Origin of the sequence: Rhizobacter sp. LjRoot28 (genome assembly GCF_964253025.1) — a bacterium.
In the GTDB taxonomy this organism is placed as follows: Bacteria; Pseudomonadota; Gammaproteobacteria; order Burkholderiales; family Burkholderiaceae_C; genus Rhizobacter.
In genome coordinates, this window is record NZ_CAXUQC020000001.1 from 2,865,065 (window position 1) to 2,884,238 (window position 19,174).

Annotated in this window: 16 protein-coding genes and 1 other RNA gene; 8 read left to right on the plus strand and 9 right to left on the minus strand. The window is 66.9% G+C overall.

Annotation, left to right across the window (positions count from 1 at the left end; all coding sequences use genetic code 11):
* Positions 1-2 precede the first annotated feature (2 nt).
* The 4 genes from glnA to ACSQ2F_RS13110 form a co-directional block, all read right to left on the minus strand.
* Positions 3-1,418 (minus strand): type I glutamate--ammonia ligase, encoded by a 1,416-nt coding sequence (glnA, locus tag ACSQ2F_RS13095; RefSeq protein ID WP_436023446.1) that lies wholly within the window; start codon positions 1,416-1,418, stop codon positions 3-5.
* A gap of 262 nt (positions 1,419-1,680) precedes the next feature.
* Positions 1,681-2,499 (minus strand): competence/damage-inducible protein A, encoded by an 819-nt coding sequence (locus ACSQ2F_RS13100; RefSeq protein ID WP_436023448.1) that lies wholly within the window; start codon positions 2,497-2,499, stop codon positions 1,681-1,683.
* Positions 2,500-2,506: 7 nt separating this feature from the next.
* Positions 2,507-3,382, minus strand: a complete 876-nt coding sequence (locus ACSQ2F_RS13105) for an EI24 domain-containing protein (RefSeq protein WP_436023450.1) — start codon at positions 3,380-3,382, stop codon at positions 2,507-2,509.
* Between the two features lie 44 nt (positions 3,383-3,426).
* Complete coding sequence (locus tag ACSQ2F_RS13110) at positions 3,427-4,242, minus strand: TIGR00266 family protein (protein ID WP_436023452.1); 816 nt, start codon at positions 4,240-4,242, stop codon at positions 3,427-3,429.
* A gap of 139 nt (positions 4,243-4,381) precedes the next feature.
* Between ACSQ2F_RS13110 and ACSQ2F_RS13115 the strand changes: the two genes are divergently transcribed.
* Together ACSQ2F_RS13115 and ACSQ2F_RS13120 are read left to right on the plus strand one after the other, a co-directional pair.
* A complete protein-coding gene (locus ACSQ2F_RS13115; protein WP_436023454.1) occupies positions 4,382-5,584 on the plus strand; it encodes a GGDEF domain-containing protein in 1,203 nt (400 codons plus the stop codon).
* Positions 5,585-5,668: 84 nt separating this feature from the next.
* A complete protein-coding gene (locus tag ACSQ2F_RS13120) occupies positions 5,669-7,336 on the plus strand; it encodes a Na/Pi cotransporter family protein (protein WP_436023456.1) in 1,668 nt (555 codons plus the stop codon).
* A gap of 21 nt (positions 7,337-7,357) precedes the next feature.
* On the opposite strand, the gene ACSQ2F_RS13125 is transcribed toward ACSQ2F_RS13120, so the two are convergent.
* The 5 genes from ACSQ2F_RS13125 to ompA all read right to left on the minus strand — a co-directional run bounded on the left by ACSQ2F_RS13125 (position 7,358) and on the right by ompA (position 10,269).
* Positions 7,358-7,531 (minus strand): hypothetical protein, encoded by a 174-nt coding sequence (locus ACSQ2F_RS13125; RefSeq protein WP_436023458.1) that lies wholly within the window; start codon positions 7,529-7,531, stop codon positions 7,358-7,360.
* A gap of 215 nt (positions 7,532-7,746) precedes the next feature.
* Positions 7,747-8,116: a transfer-messenger RNA gene (gene ssrA / locus ACSQ2F_RS13130) on the minus strand.
* 14 nt (positions 8,117-8,130) lie between these two features.
* Positions 8,131-8,796 carry a phosphoglycolate phosphatase gene (gene gph, locus ACSQ2F_RS13135; protein WP_436023460.1) on the minus strand — a complete coding sequence of 222 codons (666 nt, stop codon included), beginning with the start codon at positions 8,794-8,796 and terminating at the stop codon, positions 8,131-8,133.
* Positions 8,793-9,494, minus strand: coding sequence for a bifunctional 2-polyprenyl-6-hydroxyphenol methylase/3-demethylubiquinol 3-O-methyltransferase UbiG (gene ubiG / locus ACSQ2F_RS13140; protein WP_436023462.1), 702 nt, complete (start codon positions 9,492-9,494; stop codon positions 8,793-8,795). The genes gph and ubiG overlap by 4 nt, the downstream gene beginning before the upstream one ends.
* Before the next feature lie 121 nt (positions 9,495-9,615).
* Positions 9,616-10,269, minus strand: coding sequence for an outer membrane protein OmpA (gene ompA, locus ACSQ2F_RS13145; protein ID WP_436026816.1), 654 nt, complete (start codon positions 10,267-10,269; stop codon positions 9,616-9,618).
* 265 nt (positions 10,270-10,534) lie between these two features.
* Here ompA and gyrA point away from each other — a divergent pair, with 265 nt between their 5' ends.
* From gyrA to ACSQ2F_RS13175, 6 genes are all read left to right on the plus strand, one after another.
* Positions 10,535-13,162 (plus strand): DNA gyrase subunit A, encoded by a 2,628-nt coding sequence (gyrA, locus tag ACSQ2F_RS13150; RefSeq protein WP_436023464.1) that lies wholly within the window; start codon positions 10,535-10,537, stop codon positions 13,160-13,162.
* Positions 13,159-13,788 carry a hypothetical protein gene (locus tag ACSQ2F_RS13155; protein WP_436023466.1) on the plus strand — a complete coding sequence of 210 codons (630 nt, stop codon included), beginning with the start codon at positions 13,159-13,161 and terminating at the stop codon, positions 13,786-13,788. Before gyrA ends, ACSQ2F_RS13155 begins: the two co-directional genes overlap by 4 nt.
* A gap of 47 nt (positions 13,789-13,835) precedes the next feature.
* Positions 13,836-14,942: a 3-phosphoserine/phosphohydroxythreonine transaminase gene (gene serC, locus ACSQ2F_RS13160; protein ID WP_436026818.1), complete on the plus strand. Its 1,107-nt coding sequence runs from the start codon at positions 13,836-13,838 to the stop codon at positions 14,940-14,942.
* Positions 14,935-16,041 (plus strand): prephenate dehydratase, encoded by a 1,107-nt coding sequence (pheA, locus tag ACSQ2F_RS13165; protein WP_436023468.1) that lies wholly within the window; start codon positions 14,935-14,937, stop codon positions 16,039-16,041. Before serC ends, pheA begins: the two co-directional genes overlap by 8 nt.
* A 51-nt stretch (positions 16,042-16,092) precedes the next feature.
* Positions 16,093-16,977 carry a prephenate dehydrogenase gene (locus tag ACSQ2F_RS13170; protein ID WP_436023470.1) on the plus strand — a complete coding sequence of 295 codons (885 nt, stop codon included), beginning with the start codon at positions 16,093-16,095 and terminating at the stop codon, positions 16,975-16,977.
* 138 nt (positions 16,978-17,115) lie between these two features.
* Positions 17,116-19,137, plus strand: a complete 2,022-nt coding sequence (locus ACSQ2F_RS13175) for a bifunctional 3-phosphoshikimate 1-carboxyvinyltransferase/cytidylate kinase (RefSeq protein WP_436023472.1) — start codon at positions 17,116-17,118, stop codon at positions 19,135-19,137.
* Positions 19,138-19,174 lie beyond the last annotated feature (37 nt).

Genomic DNA, 19,174 nt, shown 5'->3' on the forward strand with positions numbered 1-19,174 from the left:
CATCACAGGCTGTAGTACATGTCGAACTCGATCGGATGGGTGGCCATCCGGAAGCGGGTCACTTCCTGCATCTTCAGGTCGATGTAGGCGTCGATGTACGAGTCGGTGAACACGCCACCCTTGGTCAGGAACGCGCGGTCCTTGTCGAGGTATTCCAGGGCCTGGTCGAGGCTGTGGCAGACCGTCGGGATCAGCTTGTCCTCTTCCGGGGGCAGGTGGTACAGGTCCTTGCTGGCGGCTTCGCCCGGATGGATCTTGTTTTCCACGCCGTCCAGGCCGGCCATCAGCATCGCCGAGAAACCGAGGTACGGGTTCATCAGGGGATCCGGGAAGCGGGCTTCCACGCGACGGCCCTTCGGGTTCGCCACGTAGGGAATGCGGATCGAGGCCGAGCGGTTCTTCGCCGAGTAGGCCAGCTTCACCGGGGCTTCGAAGCCGGGGACGAGCCGCTTGTAGCTGTTCGTGCCGGGGTTCGTGATGGCGTTCAGCGCGCGAGCGTGCTTGATGAGGCCGCCGATGTAGAACAGGGCGAACTCGGACAGGCCGGCGTAGCCGTCACCGGCGAACAGGTTCTTGCCGTCCTTCCAGACCGACTGGTGCACGTGCATGCCTGAGCCGTTGTCGCCGACGATCGGCTTCGGCATGAAGGTGGCGGTCTTGCCATAGGAGTGAGCCACGTTGTGGATCACGTACTTCTGCAGCTGAACCCAGTCGGCGCGCTGGATCAGCGTGCTGAAACGGGTGCCGATTTCCATCTGGCCGGCGTTGGCCACTTCGTGGTGGTGGACTTCGACGGGGATGCCGAGCGACTCCAGCACGAGGCACATCTCGGAGCGCATGTCCTGCGCGCTGTCGACCGGCGGCACGGGGAAGTAGCCACCCTTGACGGCCGGGCGGTGGCCCGAGTTGCCGTGCTCGTATTCCTTGCCCGTGTTCCAGGAGGCTTCCTCGGATTCGATCTTCGAGAAGCAGCCGGACATGTCGTTCGACCAACGCACGTTGTCGAAGACGAAGAACTCGGGTTCCGGACCGAAGAAGGCGGTGTCACCGAGGCCCGAGGCCTTCATGTAGGCTTCGGCGCGCTTGGCCAGCGAACGCGGATCGCGCTCGTACGGCTTGCCGTCGCCCGGCTCGATCACGTCGCAGGTGAGGATCAGCGTCGGCTCTTCGAAGAAGGGGTCGATGTTCGCCGTGTTCGGGTCAGGCATCAGCTGCATGTCCGAGGCTTCGATGCCCTTCCAGCCCGCGATGGACGAGCCGTCGAAGGCGTGGCCCGACGTGAACTTGTCTTCATCAAAGTGGGACACGGGCACGGTCACGTGCTGCTCTTTGCCGCGGGTGTCGGTGAAACGGAAATCGACGAACTTGACTTCGTTTTCCTTCACCAGATTCATCACGTCGGCGACGGTCTTTGCCATCAGGAACTCCTAGCGAGGCGCTTTTGGGCGGGGGTGGATTCGGTGGGTGAACAGGCTTTTCAGTCCCTGCGACGGGTGCTGAAATGCGCACAGGAATGTAGCAGAAAGCATGCCCGAAACGACCCCGACTCGGACAGGGCCGCACGGCTTTCGAGCGCGGCGCATCGCACGCCGGAGCATATGGCCGCCCCGCGACGCACGGCCCTGAAACGGCGACAGGAATGGCCACTATTCGCACCAGACCAGGGCGAATCACGGGAGGTTAGCGCACCAATTCAGGGCCCATCTTTGCACCATGCTGGCGCAGGCCGGCCACCAGGTGGGCGTACGCCGGCGCCAGCAGGTCGCCACTGCCCTTCACCCCGAGCTCGATATGTCGACCGTGCTGAGGATGATCGACGCTTGGCAGGCTGAACACCTTGATGCCCGGGAAGCGAGCCTCGACGTCTTCCATGAGCGGCGTGAGCGCCGCTTCCATCGCGCCGTAGACGATCACCGATTGCTCGCGCTGGCGATCGGCACGGTGGAGGTGAGGCAGGCGTTCGTCGAGGACCCACTCGATCATCGGCCAGGCCATGACGGGGAAGCCCGGCACGAACCAGACCGCGCCCTCGCCGGCCTTGACCGAGAAACCGGCGATCTTGTTGTAGGGGTTCGGGATGATGTCGGCGCCTTCCGGGAACACGCCCATGTTGAGGCGGTGGATGTTGTCCGAACGGTCGGGTTCGAAGGGCACGCCCTGCTCGGCCGCGGTCTCGCGCATGCGTTCCAGGATCAGGTCGCGCGCCCGCGGATGCAGCGCCAGCGGGCGATCGAGGGCGCGGGCGGCGCTCTGCCGGGTGTGGTCGTCGGGCGTGGCGCCGATGCCGCCGCAGCTGAACACCATGTCGCCATGGCGCTCGGCCGCCGCGAAGGCGTCCTTCAGGTCGGCCGCGATGCGGTCGGGGTCGTCGCCGACATAGCGCGCCCATGCGAGCGACAGGCCACGTGCGCCGAGCAGTTCAATCACCTTGGCCAGGTGCTTGTCCTGCCGCTTGCCCGAGAGGATTTCGTCGCCGACGATGATGAGGCCGAAGTTCATGGCAGGTTCAAAGGGGTGGAAGGAGAGGAGGCAGGGTCGCGTCCTCGGGCTCGGTGAGTCGGGGCCCGAGGACCGCAGGCGCCGCATCGCGCTCGGCGCGCAGGTTCTGCAAGGCCGACAGCGCGAAGTGGGCGAACCAGAGCGACGAAAAGGCGAACACCAGGGTGTAGATCCAGATCGCCACCGGGATCAGCACGGGAGCCGCCGCGACGAACATCCAGCCCGACGCCCAGACCAGCGAGGGTGCCGCGCCGAAGTAGCCGGTGATGATGCCCATGCCCACGAGTGCCGGCCGATGGCGCTTCACGAGCTCCCGGCGCTCCTCCCGGCTGGCGTGGTCGGCCAGCACGTCGTAGGTCAGCACCCGGTACGTGAGCCAGCCCCAGATGAGGGGCGGAAGCAGCAGCACGAGCGGCGGAATGAGCCAGAACGGCATCGAGATCACAATCGCCACCAGGGCCACGACGGTGGCCGCGGCCCCGCCCAGCAGGCTCGACAGGAACGAGCCGCCATGGAGCTTCGTCAGGCTGGGAAAGCGCCGGGCCGCGACGAGGTTGACCATGGCCGGCGTCATGAGCGTGGCCACCGCCAACAGCGACAGCACCACGATGACCGGCGTGGCGACCAGCACCACGACCAGCGGCGGCAGCACCGCCTTCAGGCCCGAGAGCCCGACGCTCGACAGCCATTCGTGGGCCGCGTTGACGAGCTTCCAGGAGTCCAGCATGCCCGCCACGGCATCCATGGCCGGCTCCCAGAAGAACCACCCGGCCCCGAAGCCCAACGCCACCATCACCACCAGCGGCAGCAGCGAGTACAGAATGACGCGGAAGTGCAGGCAGTACGCCGCGGCACGCCACAGGGAATCGAGGAACAGGGTCATGGGAGCAGGATAACGGGCCGGCGGGCGGGCCGCCGGCCATCGCGTTACTCGTCGTCGCCGCCGAGCAAACCGCCGAGCAAGCCGCCGGTGGCGAAGCCGCCGAGCACCGAGCCTTCGCCCTGGCCGCCACCGCCGCGCTGGGGCGCTGCCGCGAACACGCGCGACGCCAGGCGCGAGAAGGGCAGGCTCTGCAGCCAGACCGTTCCCGGGCCGGTGACCTTGGCGAAGAAGAGGCCTTCACCGCCGAACAGGGCCGTCTTGATCTTGCCGACGTACTGGATCTCGAAATTGACGCTGGGGGTGAATGCCACCAGGCAACCCGTGTCGACCATCAGCGTCTCGCCGGGCTGCAGGTCCCGGCGGACCACGGTGCCACCGGCGTGGACGAAGGCAAGACCATCGCCCTCGAGCTTCTGCATGATGAACCCCTCGCCGCCGAAGAAGCCCACCGACAGCTTCTGCTGGAAGTGAATGCCGAGCGACACGCCCTTGGCGGCGCACAGGAACGCATCCTTCTGGCAGATCAGCATGCCGCCGAGCTTGGACAGGTCCATCGGCAGGATCTTGCCCGGGTACGGTGCGGCGAACGCCACGCGCAGCTTGCGGGAGGACTGGTTGGTGTAGACGGTCGTGAAGAGCGACTCGCCGGTGATGAGGCGCTTGCCGGCGCCGAAGAGCTTGCCGAGGAATCCGCCCTGCCCGGCCGAGCCGTCGCCGAAGACGGTGTCCATGCCGATGCCGGCGTCCATGAACATGAGGCTGCCCGCTTCACCGACCGCTGCCTCGCCGGGGTCGAGCTCGACCTCGACGAACTGCATCTCCGAACCCTTGATATCGAAGTCCACCACGTCCATTGCCACGTTGATCTCTCCAGAAAGTTGCTTCGCCGGGGGGCCGACTCCACCCTTTGGGGGGAGCCGGTGGGGTGCGCCTCGTTCCTCAGGGGGAATCGAATCTCGCGGGCGCACCGGAAAATCAAGCCCGGATTCTGACACTGCCATGGACCTCCACCCACCCACCCTGCTGCTGTGCTCCGTGCTCGCCATGGGCATGTCGGCGTGCCTAATGGTGCTGTTCGGTTTTTCGCAACGCACCTACCGGGGCTACTGTCACTGGACGGCCGCGCAGGCGCTCGCCACCGTGGGCCTGGCGCTCCACCTGCTCCGGGACAGCCACCCCGACCTGCTGCCCCTGGCCAACCTGCTGATGCTGCAGTGGCCGGTCCTGCTGCTCGCCGGCCTTCGCCGCTTCTACCAGCGCAGCGGCATGGCGCTGCCCGCGGCGTTCGACTGGGCCCTGCTCGTGGGCTGCTACCTCGTCTGGTTGACGACCTGGGTGGCGCAGGCCGACCTGGTCTGGCGGATTGCCGCGTTCTCGTTCGCCGCCGGCACCCTGCTGCTCTACACCGCCACGCTGCTCGCCCGGCTCGACGACTTCGCCACCAGCGCCGGGCTCAAGACGCTGACCGTGGCCCTCGGCGTGTCATGCGCCATGCACGTCTGGCGGCTGTTGCAAGGCGTGTTGCTGCCTCAGGACCCGGACTCGACCCAGCACCTGCTGCTGGCCGGAGCCGGGATCGTCGTGGCGCTGTCGCTGGTGATGGTCTACCTCGCCCTGCTGCTCACCTACGAGCGCACCCAGCACGACCTGGGCGAGTCGCAGCGGCAGCTGCGCGAACTCGCCAACATGGACATGCTCACCCAGGTGCCGAACCGGCGCCACTTCCATGAACTGGCCACCCGCAGCCTGACGAGCCACGGTGCCGCGGGCGCCGCCCTGCTGATGTTCGACATCGACCACTTCAAGGGCATCAACGACCGGTTCGGCCACAAGGCCGGCGACGAAGCCCTGTGCGAGGTGTCGCGCAGCGTGCGTGAATGCCTGCGGGTCGGTGATGTGGCCGGGCGTCTGGGCGGCGACGAATTCGTCGTGCTGCTCCCGGCCACCTCCTCCGCCGATGCCATCGCGGTGGCCGCGCGCATCGTGCACCCGCTGGCGGGCGATCGCCCGGTGCCGGTGGGGCTGAGCTTTGGCGTGGTCGAAGTCCACCCGGGCGAAACCATCGACGCCGCGCTTCACCGGGCGGACCAGGCCCTCTACGAGGCGAAGCGGCAGGGCCGCAACTGCGCCGTTGTCGCGCATGGCGATGACGACAACCCGGTCTTCGCCGAAAGCATGCCGTTGGGCCTGATGCCGCTCTGAGCGGCGAACCCGGCTCGCCGGGGATAGACTGGGGCAGCAGCGCCGCATCGTGCGGTCGCCGCCCGCCAGGAGGTCCCCGCTTTCATGCAGTCCCTGCTGAACCTGCTCGCCGCCATCGCCCTGCTCGTCTGGGGCACCCACATCGTCCGCACCGGTGTGCTGCGGGTCTTCGGAGAAAACCTCCGGCTCGTGCTGTCACGCAGCTTCGGCAACCGCTTCAAGGGCCTGGCCGCCGGATTCGGGGTCACCACCGTCGTGCAGTCAGGCACGGCCACCTGCCTGATCGTCGCCTCGTTCGTGGGCAAGGGGCTCGTCACCACCGCCGCCGCGCTGGCCGTCATGCTCGGGGCCGACGTGGGCAGCTCGCTGATGGCGGTGGTCTTCTCGTTCGACCTGTCCTGGCTGTCGCCGCTGCTGATCGTGCTCGGCGTCGTCATGTTCATCACACGGCAGGCGAGCGTCGCCGGCCGCATCGGGCGCGTGCTGATCGGCCTCGGCCTCATCACCCTCGCCCTGCACCTGATCGTCGAAGCCACGCGCCCCATGACCGCTTCGCCCGCGGTGCGCGCGCTGCTGGTGGCGCTGCCGCAGGAGATCCTCCTCGACATCCTGGTCGGCGCCGCGTTGACGGTGCTGTCGTACTCCAGCCTGGCGATCGTGCTGCTCACCGCCACCCTCGCCGAGACCGGCCTGCTCACCGCGCCGGTGGCTCTGGGACTGGTGCTGGGCGCCAACGTGGGCAGCGGGCTGCTCGCCTTGTTCGCAACCAGCGGTCAGCGCGCGCCGGTGCGCCGGCTGCCCGTCGGCAACCTGATCTTCAAGGCCATCGGCGTGCTGCTCACGATCCCGTTCCTGGGCCATGCCCATGTGCTGCTCCAGGAGTGGGTGCCGAGCGTGCACCAGCAGGTGGTGACCTTCCACCTCGCCTTCAACATCGCACTGGCCCTGGTCTTCATCGGCTTCACCCACCCCATCGCCCGCTGGGTGGACCGCTGGCTGAGCGACACCGACGTCGACGCGGCCTCGACCCGTCCGCGCCACCTCGACCCGATGGCCCTGGCCACGCCGTCGCTTGCGATCAGCTGTGCGGCCCGCGAGGCGCTGCACCAGGCCGACCTTGTCGAGACCATGCTGCGCGGCATCATGCCGGTGATCCGGAACAACGACCTGCAGCTCGCCGAGCAGCTGCGGCGCATGGACGACGCGGTGGATGACCTCTACGCCGCGATCAAGTTCTACCTCACCCAGATCTCGCGAGAGGCGCTGTCAGAACGCGAGGGGCGACGCTGGGCCGACATCATGTCGTTCACCATCAACATGGAGCAGGTGGGCGACACCATCGAGCGCGTGCTCCAGGACGTCGAGGACAAGAAGGTTCGCAAGAACCGCAGCTTTTCGGACGCCGGCATGGCCGAGATCGCTCACCTGCACGACGCGCTGATCGCCAACCTCCGGCTTGCGATGAGCGTCTTCCTTGACGGCCAGGTGCGCGACGCCCAGCGCCTGCTCGAAGAGAAGGCTCGCTTCAGGGACCTGGAACACGAGTACGCGGCGACGCACCTCGCCCGCCTGCGGGGCAACACGGCACAGAGCATCGAGACGAGCTCACTGCACATCGACCTGATCAGCGACCTGAAGCGAATCAACTCGCACATCTGCTCCATCGCCTACCCGATCCTGGAGTCGGCCGGCGCGCTGTCGAAGACGCGCATCCGGCAGTCCCAGTTGATCGAGCCGGGGGACACCCGCTGACAAGCAAGTTCCATTCTGGCGTCAGGCCGACGGGTCCTTGCCCCGCGTGCGCGACACGCCGGTGAACATGCCGATGCCCAGCAGGATCACCGAACCGATGGCGACATAGAGCGTGGGCACGCCGGCGACGACAAGGCCCCAGGCCACGCCGCCGATGAAGATGAGAAACCCGGTCAGGTAGAGCGCAAAGGACATCGCGTACTCCGGTGGTGACGACGCGACGATGATGGCCACCGCGCCGATCGCCGGGGAGCGGACAAGCCGGAGTCGTCCTGTAGGGCAACGCCTTGCAGTGCCGACGGCGAAGCGGCAGGACAAGGGTCGGGCCCGGCCCGAACCACATGGCGGCACGGCGGCCGGGGGTCGGGCAAAAAAAAACCAACCGGGGAAACCGGTTGGTTTTTGAATGATGGTGGAGCCGGCGGGAATCGAACCCGCGTCCGCAAGCCATCGCCGGGCAGTTCTACATGCGTAGTTGTCTGATTTGGTTTTAAGTCCCTGAGTCGCGCAGCAACACGCTACCCAAGAACCGAGTCACTTGATTTGATCCCGAAGTGAGTGACCCACCTCGGGACGAGCCAATGTGTATGACTTCGCAGTCTTCGGGTTACCCCTCAGACCCAGCCCATCGGCCAACTGTTGCGAAGCTCACCGGTTTTAAGCGGCGAGGGCGTACGTAGAGTCGTTCGCAGTTACTTTGATCCAGTGGATTTACGAGCGAACTGGTGCTCGGCATGCCCTGATCCGACTCCGCACCCGCGTCGAAGCCAGGTCGGCCCCAGGAATCAAGTAGTTTAGGTCATTCCGGGCAGTTTCAAGAGCTCATCGGGAACATTGATGATGTGGTCGGCGCCCCATGCGTCGATCGGCTCGCCCGTGCCCAGGTAACCCCACGACACTGCCACGGTGCGCATGCCAGCCGAACGGCCCGCCTGCACGTCGCGCAAGTCGTCTCCCACGTAGAGGCAGGTCTCGGGCAAAAGGTTCAACTGCCGTGCCGCCTCCAGGAGCGGGGCCGGATGAGGCTTCGAGTGGGGCGTGGTGTCACCGCTCACCACCGTCGCGGCGCGCCGGTCGAGGCCGAGCGCCTTCACGAGTGGGGTGGTGAACCGCTGAGCCTTGTTGGTCACGATGCCCCAGGGCAATCCTCGACCCTCCAGCGCTTCGAGAATGCCCTCCACCGCCGGGAACACGCCGGTCCCGAAGGTCATGCGCGCTTCGTAGCGAGCCAGGAACTCGTCGCGGAGGGCAATGAAGTCGGCGTGCTCGGGCTGCACGCCAAGTGCCACCCCGACCATGCCGCGGGCACCCGTGCCCACGAGCGGTCGGAAGCGCTCATAGGGCAGCGGCTCGAGACCGCGCGCCGCGCGCATCTCGTTGCCCGCGCCGGCAAGGTCGGGCGCGCTGTCGACGAGCGTGCCGTCCAGATCGAACAGCACGGCCCTGACCGGCGACATCATGCGGGACGCCGACACGCGACGAGGTAGTTCACGCTCGTGTCGGCCGAGAGCCAGTAGCGCCCCGTCAACGGGCTGTGCTCCATGCCACGGGTGGCCGTGATGTCGAGCGCGGCATCGCGGCACCACTGGGCCAGTTCGCTGGGCCGGACGAAGCGGCCGTACTCGTGCGTGCCCTTGGGCAGCATCTTGAGCAGATGCTCGGCCCCGACGATGGCGAACAGGAAGGACTTCGGGTTGCGGTTGATGGTGGAGAAGAACACCCACCCCCCCGGCTTCACGAGCGTCGCACAGGCCTGGACGATGGACGAGGGATCGGGCACGTGCTCGATCATCTCCATGCAGGTCACCACGTCGAACTGGGCGGGCTGCTCGGCGGCAAGGGCTTCGGCCGCCACCTCGCGGTACTGCACCGAGGGAGTACCGGCCTCCATGGCATGCAACTGCGCCACCTTCAGCACCTTGGTGGACAGGTCGATGCCCAGCACGTCGGCGCCCTTGCGGGCCATCGCGTCGCTCAGGATGCCACCGCCGCACCCGATGTCGACAACCTTCTTGCCGCTCAGGCGAGCCTGGCTGTCGATCCAGTCCAGGCGCAACGGGTTGATCTGGTGCAGTGGGCGAAACTCGCTTTCGGGGTCCCACCACCGGTGGGCCAGCTCGCCGAACTTGGCGAGTTCTTGGGGATCGGCATTCGTCATGGTGGGAATGGTACCTCCCTCAACCGCGCGCGCAGCATTACGGCGCAGACAAAGAAAAACCCCGCCGAGGCGGGGTTTCTGGCAACCCCGTCGAGACGGGATTCAAGTCATCGCGAAGCGATTACTTGCGGGTGCGCGTACCGACGACTTCGATTTCGACGCGGCGGTTCTTCGCCTTGCCTTCCTTCGACTTGTTGTCGGCGACCGGCTGCTTCTCGCCCTTGCCTTCGGTGTAGACGCGGTTGGTCTCGATGCCCTTGCTCACCAGGTACTTCTTGACCGACTCGGCGCGCGACACGGACAGGCGCTGGTTGTAGTTGTCAGAGCCATCGGAGTCGGTGTGGCCGACAGCGATGATGACTTCCAGATTCACGTCCTTGGTCTTGGCAACCAGGTCGTCCAGCTTGGCGCGTGCGTCCGGCTTCAGCACCGACTTGGCGGTGTCGAAGAAGGCGTCAGCAGCGAAGGTCACCTTCTCGCTGACCGGGGCCGGCGGGGCCACCGGCACGACAGGCGCGACCGGCGCCGGAGCGGCCGGGGCGGGTGCGGGAGCCGGAGCGGGCGCGGGAACAGCCGCGGCCTTCACGGGAGCGCCGTCGCAACCTTCCGTCGCAGTGGCCGGCGTCCAGAAGTTGTTGCGCCAGCAATATTCGCCCGTGCCGTTCTTCCACGTCTGACCGGAGCTGTTGACCCAGTTTTGGGCGAAAGCACCGGTTGCAGAAGCGGCGAGAGCGGCCGATGCGAAGAGCGATGCGACTTTATTGAGTTTCTTCATGATTCTCCTCTCAAGGGAAGGTGCAGTGTTCTGCAAAACGTCCAAACCGGAATCGGAAAGAGACGGGCGACTCCTCGATTTCTCGAGCACTCACCACCGACGCCGGATTGTGCCATAGGGTATTCGGACCTCTGGATTCTGGCCGTGACCCCGTTCTTTGTCAGTGCGCCTGTTGCGCTGGAACGACATCGCAGCCGAACTAGAATCCAGGATTGCGCAGGCAGGTCCGCCTGTGCTCCCCCGTTCGCTTTGACGCCGAGACCGAATGACTCAGTTCGCCAAGGAAACCCTGCCCATCAGCCTCGAGGAGGAAATGCGGCGTTCGTACCTGGATTACGCGATGAGCGTGATCGTGGGCCGCGCCCTCCCCGACGCGCGTGACGGCCTGAAGCCCGTCCACCGCCGCGTGCTCTACGCGATGCACGAGCTGAACAACGACTGGAACCGCCCGTACAAGAAGTCGGCCCGTATCGTCGGTGACGTGATCGGTAAATACCATCCGCACGGTGACCAATCGGTGTATGACACTGCTGTGCGCATGGCTCAGGACTTCTCCCTGCGCCACATGCTCGTCGACGGCCAGGGCAACTTCGGCTCGATCGACGGCGACAACGCGGCGGCCATGCGGTACACGGAAATCCGCCTTTCCAAGATCGCCCACGAGATGCTGGCCGACCTGGACAAGGAAACCGTCGACTTCGGCCCCAACTACGACGGCTCCGAGAAGGAGCCGCTCGTCCTGCCGTCGCGACTGCCCAACCTGCTCGTCAACGGTTCAGGCGGCATCGCGGTGGGCATGGCGACCAACATTCCGCCGCACAACCTCAACGAGGTGGTCGATGCCTGCCTGCACCTGCTCAGGAACCCGCAGGCGACCATCGAGGAGCTGATGGAGATCATCCCGGCGCCCGACTTCCCGACGGCCGGCATCATCTATGGCACGAGCGGCGTGCGCGATGGCTACCGCACCGGCCGCGGCAAGGTGGTGATGCGCGCGAAGTGCCACTTCGAGGACATCGACCGCGGCCAGCGCCAGTCGATCATCGTCGACGAGATTCCCTACCAGGTGAACAAGAAGACCCTGCTCGAGCGCATCGCCGAGCTGGTCCACGAGAAGAAGATCGAAGGCATCAGCCACATCCAGGACGAGTCCGACAAGTCCGGCATGCGGGTGGTGATCGAGCTGAAGCGCGGTGAAGTGCCCGAGGTGGTGCTCAACAACCTGTACAAGCAGACCCAGCTCCAGGACACCTTCGGCATCAACATGGTGGCCCTGATCGACGGGCAACCGAAGCTGTGCAACCTGAAGGACCTGATCGCGGTCTTCCTCGAGCACCGCCGCGAGGTGATCAACCGTCGCACGGTCTTCGAGCTGCGCAAGGCGCGCGAGCGCGGTCACGTGCTGGAAGGCCTTGCCGTCGCACTGGCCAACATCGACGAGTTCATCGAGACCATCAAGACCTCGCCCACGCCGCCGGCCGCGAAGCTGGCGCTGATGAGCAAGTCCTTCGATTCATCGCTCGTGCGCGAGATGCTCACCCGCGCCGAGGGCGAGACGCCCGGGGGACGCGAGGCCTACCGTCCGGAGGGCCTGGCCAAGCACTACGGCCTGCAGCCGGACGGCCTCTACCGTCTGTCGGACGACCAGGCGAGCGAGATCCTGCAGATGCGCCTGCAGCGCCTCACCGGCCTCGAGCAGGACAAGATCGTCGCCGAGTACAAGGACGTCATGGCGCAGATCGCCGACCTCCTCGACATCCTCGCCACCCCGTCGCGCGTCACCACCATCATCAGCGACGAACTCTCCGCACTGCGCCTGGAGTTCGGCCAGACCAAGGTGGGCATGCGCCGCAGCCAAATCGAGCACAACGCGCAGGACCTCGGCACCGAGGACCTGATCACGCCGACCGACATGGTCGTCACCCTGAGCCACACCGGCTACATCAAGAGCCAGGCACTTTCGGAGTACCGGGCACAGAAGCGCGGCGGACGCGGCAAGCAGGCGACCCAGACGAAGGAAGACGACTGGGTCGACCAGCTCTTCATCGCCAACACGCACGACTACATCCTGTGCTTCACCAACCGCGGCCGGGTGTACTGGCTCAAGGTGTGGGAAGTGCCCACCGGCTCGCGCAATTCGCGCGGACGACCGATCGTCAACATGTTCCCGCTGCAGGCGGGCGAGAAGGTCAACGTGGTGCTGCCGCTCACCGACGGCTTCCGCAGCTTCCCGGCCGACCACTACGTGTTCATGGCGACCGCCCAAGGGGTCGTCAAGAAGACCTCGCTCGACGAGTTCAGCAACCCGCGCAAGGCCGGCATCATCGCCGTCGACCTCGACGAGGGCGACTTCCTCATCGGCGCGGCGCTCACCGATGGCAAGCACGATGTCATGCTCTTCAGCGACGGCGGCAAGGCCGTTCGCTTCGACGAGGACGACGTACGCTCGATGGGCCGCAATGCCCGCGGCGTGCGCGGCATGACCCTCGAGGAAGGCCAGAGCGTCATCGCCATGCTGGTGGCCGAGGACGAGTCGCAGAGCGTGCTCACCGCCACCGAGAACGGCTACGGCAAGCGCACGAGCATCGTCGAGTACACCCGACACGGCCGTGGAACCAAAGGCATGATCGCGATCCAACAGTCCGAGCGCAACGGCAAGGTGGTCGCGGCCACGCTGGTGCGGCCGGCCGACGAGATCATGCTCATCACCGACAAGGGCGTGCTGGTGCGCACACGCGTCGCGGAAATCCGCGAACTCGGACGCGCCACCCAGGGCGTCACGCTGATCGCGCTCGATAACGGAACCAAGCTGATTGGTTTGCAACGCATCGCGGAAAACGATGCCAACCCCGAGGCTGGCGAAGAGCCGCCCACTGACGAGACCCAAGCATGAAGAAATCCCTGATGATCGCGCTGCTCGTGGGCGCTGCAACGTCGCCGGTCCTGGCCCAGAACACCCCGGCGGCAACGCCGGCGCCGGCCGCCGCGCCGAGCGCTGCCAAGAAGCAGCTGCTCGACCGCCTGGTGGCCCTGCAGCAGCCGGGCCTCGAGAGCATGGCCGTCGGCCTCACCGAGCAGCCGCTGCGCCAGATGCTGGGCGCCGCGCAGCAAGCGCTCGGCCGCGTGCCGGAAGACAAGCGACAGGCCGCCATCACCCAGATCGAAGGCCTGGCCAAGAAGTACTCCGACGACATGCGCCCGATCGCCAAGGAGAAGGCCGCCAAGCTGGGCCAGTCGGCACTGGGCCCCATGCTGAACGAGCGTTTCACCGAGGACGAGCTCCGCCAGCTGCTGGTGGCCCTCGAAGCCCCGGCCTACAAGAAGTACCAGGCTGCGCTGCCCGAGCTCGGCAATGCCTTCACCGAGCAATTGGTGACGGAACTGCGCCCGACCGTCGAGCCCAAGATGAAGGCCCTCGAGCAGAGCGTCTCCAGCGCACTCGGCCTGCCCGCCAATGGCGACGCGGCACCGGCCAAGGGCAAGGCGCCGGCCGGCAAGGCATCGCAGCCCAAGAAGTAAGTGACGTCGCCCCGGCGACCCTTTCCCGAGCTCACGACAACATGACGATGGCACGTCCCTACAACTTTTCAGCGGGCCCGGCCGCACTGCCCGACGAGGTGCTGGCGCAAGCCGCCGGCGAGATGCTCGACTGGCACGGCTGCGGCATGGGCGTGATGGAAATGAGCCACCGCGGCCGGGAGTTCCAGTCCATCGCCTCCCAGGCCGAGGCCGACCTGCGCGAACTGCTGGCCGTGCCCGAGCACTTCCACGTGCTGTTCATGCAGGGCGGCGGGCTGGCGGAGAACGCCATCGTGCCGATGAACCTGTCGAAGGGTGGGGTCGCCGACTACGTCATCACGGGCTCGTGGTCGCAGAAGTCGCACAAGGAGGCGCAACGCTATTGCGAGGCGCGCACCATTGCTTCCAATGCCGACACCCGGCACACCTCGCTGCCCGACCCGGCGCAGTGGCAACTGAGTGCCGATGCCGCCTACGTGCACGTGTGCGGCAACGAGACCATCCACGGCGTGGAGTTCCAGTCGCTGCCGGACCTGGCCGCCCTTGGCAGCCAAGCTCCCCTTGTCGTCGACTTCTCCTCCAACGTGCTGTCGCGCCCCACCGATTGGTCCCGCGTGGGACTCGCCTACGGCGGTGCGCAGAAGAACATCGGCCCGGCCGGCCTCACGCTCGTCATCGTCCGCGACGACCTGCTGGGCCACGCCCTTTCCATCTGCCCGTCCGCCTTCAACTACCGGACGGTGGCCGACAATCATTCGATGTTCAACACGCCGCCCACCTACGGCATCTACATCGCCGGCCTCGTCTTCCAATGGCTGCGTCGGCAGACCGAGGGCGGCCTGCACGGCGTCGCCGCCATGGAGGCACGCAACGTCGCCAAGTCCCGGTTGCTGTACGACTACATCGACGGTTCCGGCTTCTATGTGAACAAGGTCGACCGGGCGTGCCGCTCGCGCATGAACGTGCCCTTCTTCCTGAAGGACGAACGGCACAACGACGCCTTCCTTGCCGAGGCGCGTGACAAGGGGCTGCTGCAGCTCAAGGGCCACAAGTCGGTCGGCGGCATGCGGGCCAGCATCTACAACGCCATGCCGCTGGCCGGCGTGCAGGCGCTCGTCGGGCACATGCGAGAATTTGCGGCACGCCATGGCTGAAGTACCGTCCGCCCCCCATCCCGAACTGCTGGCGCTGCGCACCCGCATCGACACGGTCGACCGTGAACTGCTCGACCTCCTCAACCGCCGGGCCCGCCTGGCCCTGGAGGTCGGCGAAGTGAAGAAGCGCGAGGGCTCGGTGGCCTTCCGCCCCGAGCGCGAAGCCCAGGTCATCGACGGCCTCAAGGCCGTCAACCCCGGCCCGCTCAAGTCCGACAGCGTGGCGCCCATCTGGCGCGAGATCATGTCCGCCTGCCGGGCACTGGAAGCGCCCACCCGCGTCGCCTACCTGGGTCCGGCCGGCACGTTCAGCGAACTGGCCGCACTCGGTTTCTTCGGCTCGTCGATCACCCAGGTGCTTTGCACGAGCATCGACGAGGTGTTCCGCGCCACGTCGGCCGGGGCCGCCGACTTCGGCGTCGTGCCCGTCGAGAACTCCACCGAGGGGGTGGTCGCGCGCTCGCTCGACCTGTTCCTCACGACGCCGCTGCACATCGTCGGCGAGACCAGTCTGTTCGTACGCCACAACCTGCTGCGCCGCGACAACTCGCTCGACGGCATCCAGGCGGTGGTCGCGCATCCGCAGGCGCTCGCGCAGTGCCACGGCTGGCTCAGCAACCACCTGCCGAACGTCGAACGCCGGCCGGTGTCGAGCAATGCCGAGGGCGCCCGGATGGCGAGCCACGATCCATCGCTCGCCGCCATCGCCAGCGACCGTGCCGGCAGCGAATATGGCTTGCACATCCTCGCCCCGGCCATCCAGGACGACCCGCACAACCGCACGCGCTTCGCGATCGTCGCGCACCCGCATCGCCAGCCCACGCCACAAGCCTCGGGCCACGACTGCACGAGCCTCGTGGTGTCGGTCACCAACCGCCCGGGCGCGGTGCACGACATGCTGGTGCCGCTCAAGGAGCACGGCGTGTCCATGACGCGCTTCGAGTCGCGTCCGGCCCGCTCGGGCCAATGGGAGTACTACTTCTACATCGACCTGCAGGGCCACCCGGATCAGCCGGCCGTGGCCACCGCGATGGCGGCCCTGCGCAAGGTCTGTGCGTATTTCAAGGTGCTGGGCACCTATCCCGTGGACGTGCACTGAGTGCGCCGCCTCGCGAAAACCCGACAACAACCAGAAGAAAGCCCTCGCACGATGTTCAACCAGCTTGGCGTGATCGGCTGCGGCCTGATGGGCGGATCCTTCGCGCTCGCGCTCAAACGCGCCGGGCTCGTCAAGCGCGTCATCGGGTACAGCAAGTCGCCCTCGACCACTGAGCGGGCCAAGAAGCTCGGCGTGATCGATGACACCGCCGAATCGGCGTTGCTGGCCGTCTCGGGTTCCGACATCGTGCTGATGGCCGTGCCGGTCTCGGCCAGCGAAGCCACCTTCCGTGCCATTCGCCATCTGGTCGAGCCGGGCGTGCTTTTCATGGACGTGGGCTCCACCAAGCGGGATGTGGTCGACGCGGCGCGCCGGGTCCTGAAGGATCGCCTGCCGTCGTTCGTCCCCGCCCACCCCATCGCCGGCAAGGAAGTGGCGGGCATCGCCCACGCGGACGCCTCGCTCTACAGCGGCCGGCAGGTCATCATCACCCCTCTGCCCCAGACCGACCCCGAGCTCGTGCAGAAGGCCACCGACGTCTGGTCGGCCATCGGGTCGCAGGTGCTGCGCATGACGCCGGAGAACCACGACGCCGCCTTCGCCGCCGTGAGCCACCTGCCGCACATGCTGGCCTTCGCCTTCTTCAGTTCGGTGGCCAAGCAGCCGGCGGGACGGGACTTCCTCTCGCTGGCAGGCCCGGGTTTTCGCGACTTCACCCGCATCGCCGCGAGCGATCCGGAAGTCTGGCGCGACATCCTCATGTCGAACCGCGAAGAGATCCTCAAGCAGTCACTGCGCTTTCGCCATACCCTCGACGCGATGGAGCATGTCATGAAGACCGGCAACGTCGAGGCCCTCGAAGACCTGATCCGCAACGCCTCGGATGCCCGTGCGAACTGGCAGATGGGCGCGGCCAAGCCCGGGTCGGGACGCTGATTGCCGCCTGGCGTCCCGCACCACCCGCGGGCCAGGCGCATCTCTTCCCTCCCGAGCGGCCGCTGCCCGTTGCGCCAACCGCCTGTCCGACGGCTCGCTCGAACTCATCAGCCCTTTCGCAGTCCACCCGCGACGCCCATGTTCACCACCCCCTTCCTCGACCTGCCTCCGCTGCGTGCCGCACAGGGCACCGTCCGGCTGCCCGGCTCCAAGAGCATCTCCAACCGGGTGCTGCTGCTTGCCGGCCTGAGCGAAGGCACGACGGTCGTTCATGACCTGCTGGACTCCGACGACACCTCCGTGATGCTGGACGCGCTGCGCACGCTCGGCTGCGGCGTGCAGGCCGACGGCGAGCGCTGGCACATCACCGGCCTGGGCGGGCGCCTGTCCGCGAAGTCGGCATCCCTCTTCCTCGGCAACGCCGGCACGGCGATGCGCCCCCTCACCGCGGCGCTGGCGGTGCTGGCCGCAACCCAGGGCGGCGAGTTCGAGGTCAAAGGCATCCCGCGCATGCACGAGCGCCCGATCGGTGACCTGGTCGATGCGCTGCGCCAGCTGGGATGTCCCGTCACCTACCTGGGCAACGAGGGCTATCCGCCGCTGCGGCTCGGGCCTGGGAACGGCGCGCTGTCGACGGCCTCGCCCATCCGCGTGCGGGGCGATGTCTCCAGCCAGTTCCTCACCGCCTTGCTGCTCGCCCTGCCGCTGGTGACGGAACAGGGGCCGGTCACCATCGAGGTCGAAGGCGAACTGACCTCCAAGCCGTACATCGAGATCACCCTCAACCTGCTGGCCCGCTTCGGCATCGCCGTCGAGCGTGATGGCTGGCAGCGGTTCACGCTGCCGCAGGGCAGCCGCTACCGCTCGCCGGGCGACGTCCGCGTCGAGGGAGACGCGTCCTCGGCGTCCTACTTCGTGGCGCTGGGGGCCATTGCCGCCCACGGCGGTCGCACCGTGCGCATCGAAGGCGTGGGGGACGACTCCATCCAGGGCGACATCCGTTTCGTCGACGCGGCCCGGGCCATGGGTGCCGATGTCTCGAGCGGGCCGGGGTGGCTCGAGGTTCGACGCGGCGCGTGGCCGCTCAGGCCCATCACCCTCGATTGCAACCACATCCCCGACGCCGCCATGACGCTGGCCGTCATGGCGCTCTTCGCCACCGGGACGACCCGGCTCACCAACATCGCGAGCTGGCGCGTCAAGGAAACCGACCGCATCGCCGCCATGGCCACCGAGCTTCGCAAGCTGGGCGCCGTGGTGACCGAAGGCGCCGACTTCATCGAGGTGGCGGCGCCGGCGCGCTGGCAACGGGCGGCCATCCACACCTACGACGATCACCGGATCGCGATGTGTTTCTCGCTGGCGGCCTTCAATCCGCTCGCCGCCAACAGCCTCGGCGTGCCGGTGCGCATCCTTGATCCCCGCTGTGTCGGCAAGACCTTTCCGGACTACTTCGAGACGCTCTTCGGCGTGGTCGAGGTCGACCCGACGGACGTTCCGGTGCTCACGATCGACGGGCCCACGGCATCGGGCAAGGGAACCCTGGCCAGCGCCGTGGCCATTTCGCTGGGCTACCACTTCCTCGACTCCGGCGCGCTCTACCGGGCGACGGCGCTTGCCGCCCGCGAGGCAGGCGTTGCCGAGACGGACGAGGCCGGCCTGGCGGCCGTGGCGTCCGGCCTGCGGCTGCGATTCACCGGGCATGAGATCTGGTTGGGCGACGTCGAGGTGAGCGACGACTTGCGCCGGGAGGACGTCGGCGCCATGGCGTCGAAGGTTTCCGCCTTTCCAAGCGTACGCGACGCCCTGCGAGCCTTGCAGCTCTCCCACCGCCGCCTGCCCGGCCTCGTCGCCGACGGACGTGACATGGGCACCGTGATCTTCCCCGGCGCAGACCTGAAGGTCTTCGTCACGGCCAGCGCCGCCGTGCGCGCCGAGCGCCGGTATAAGCAATTGATTTCTAAGGGAATTCCGGCTAATATCGACAGTCTGCGTGCCGATCTCGAGGCGCGTGACGCCCGAGACCAGTCCCGGACCGTCGCGCCGCTCAAGCCGGCCGAAGATGCCAAGCTCTTCGACAACTCCGAATTGCCGGTCGACCAGTGCGTCGCCCAGGTGCTCGAGTGGTGGAATGCGAAGCAGGCGTTCGCGGCATCCTGACCTTGAAAAAGGCCGGGCCACCCTGAGCTCCACCCGT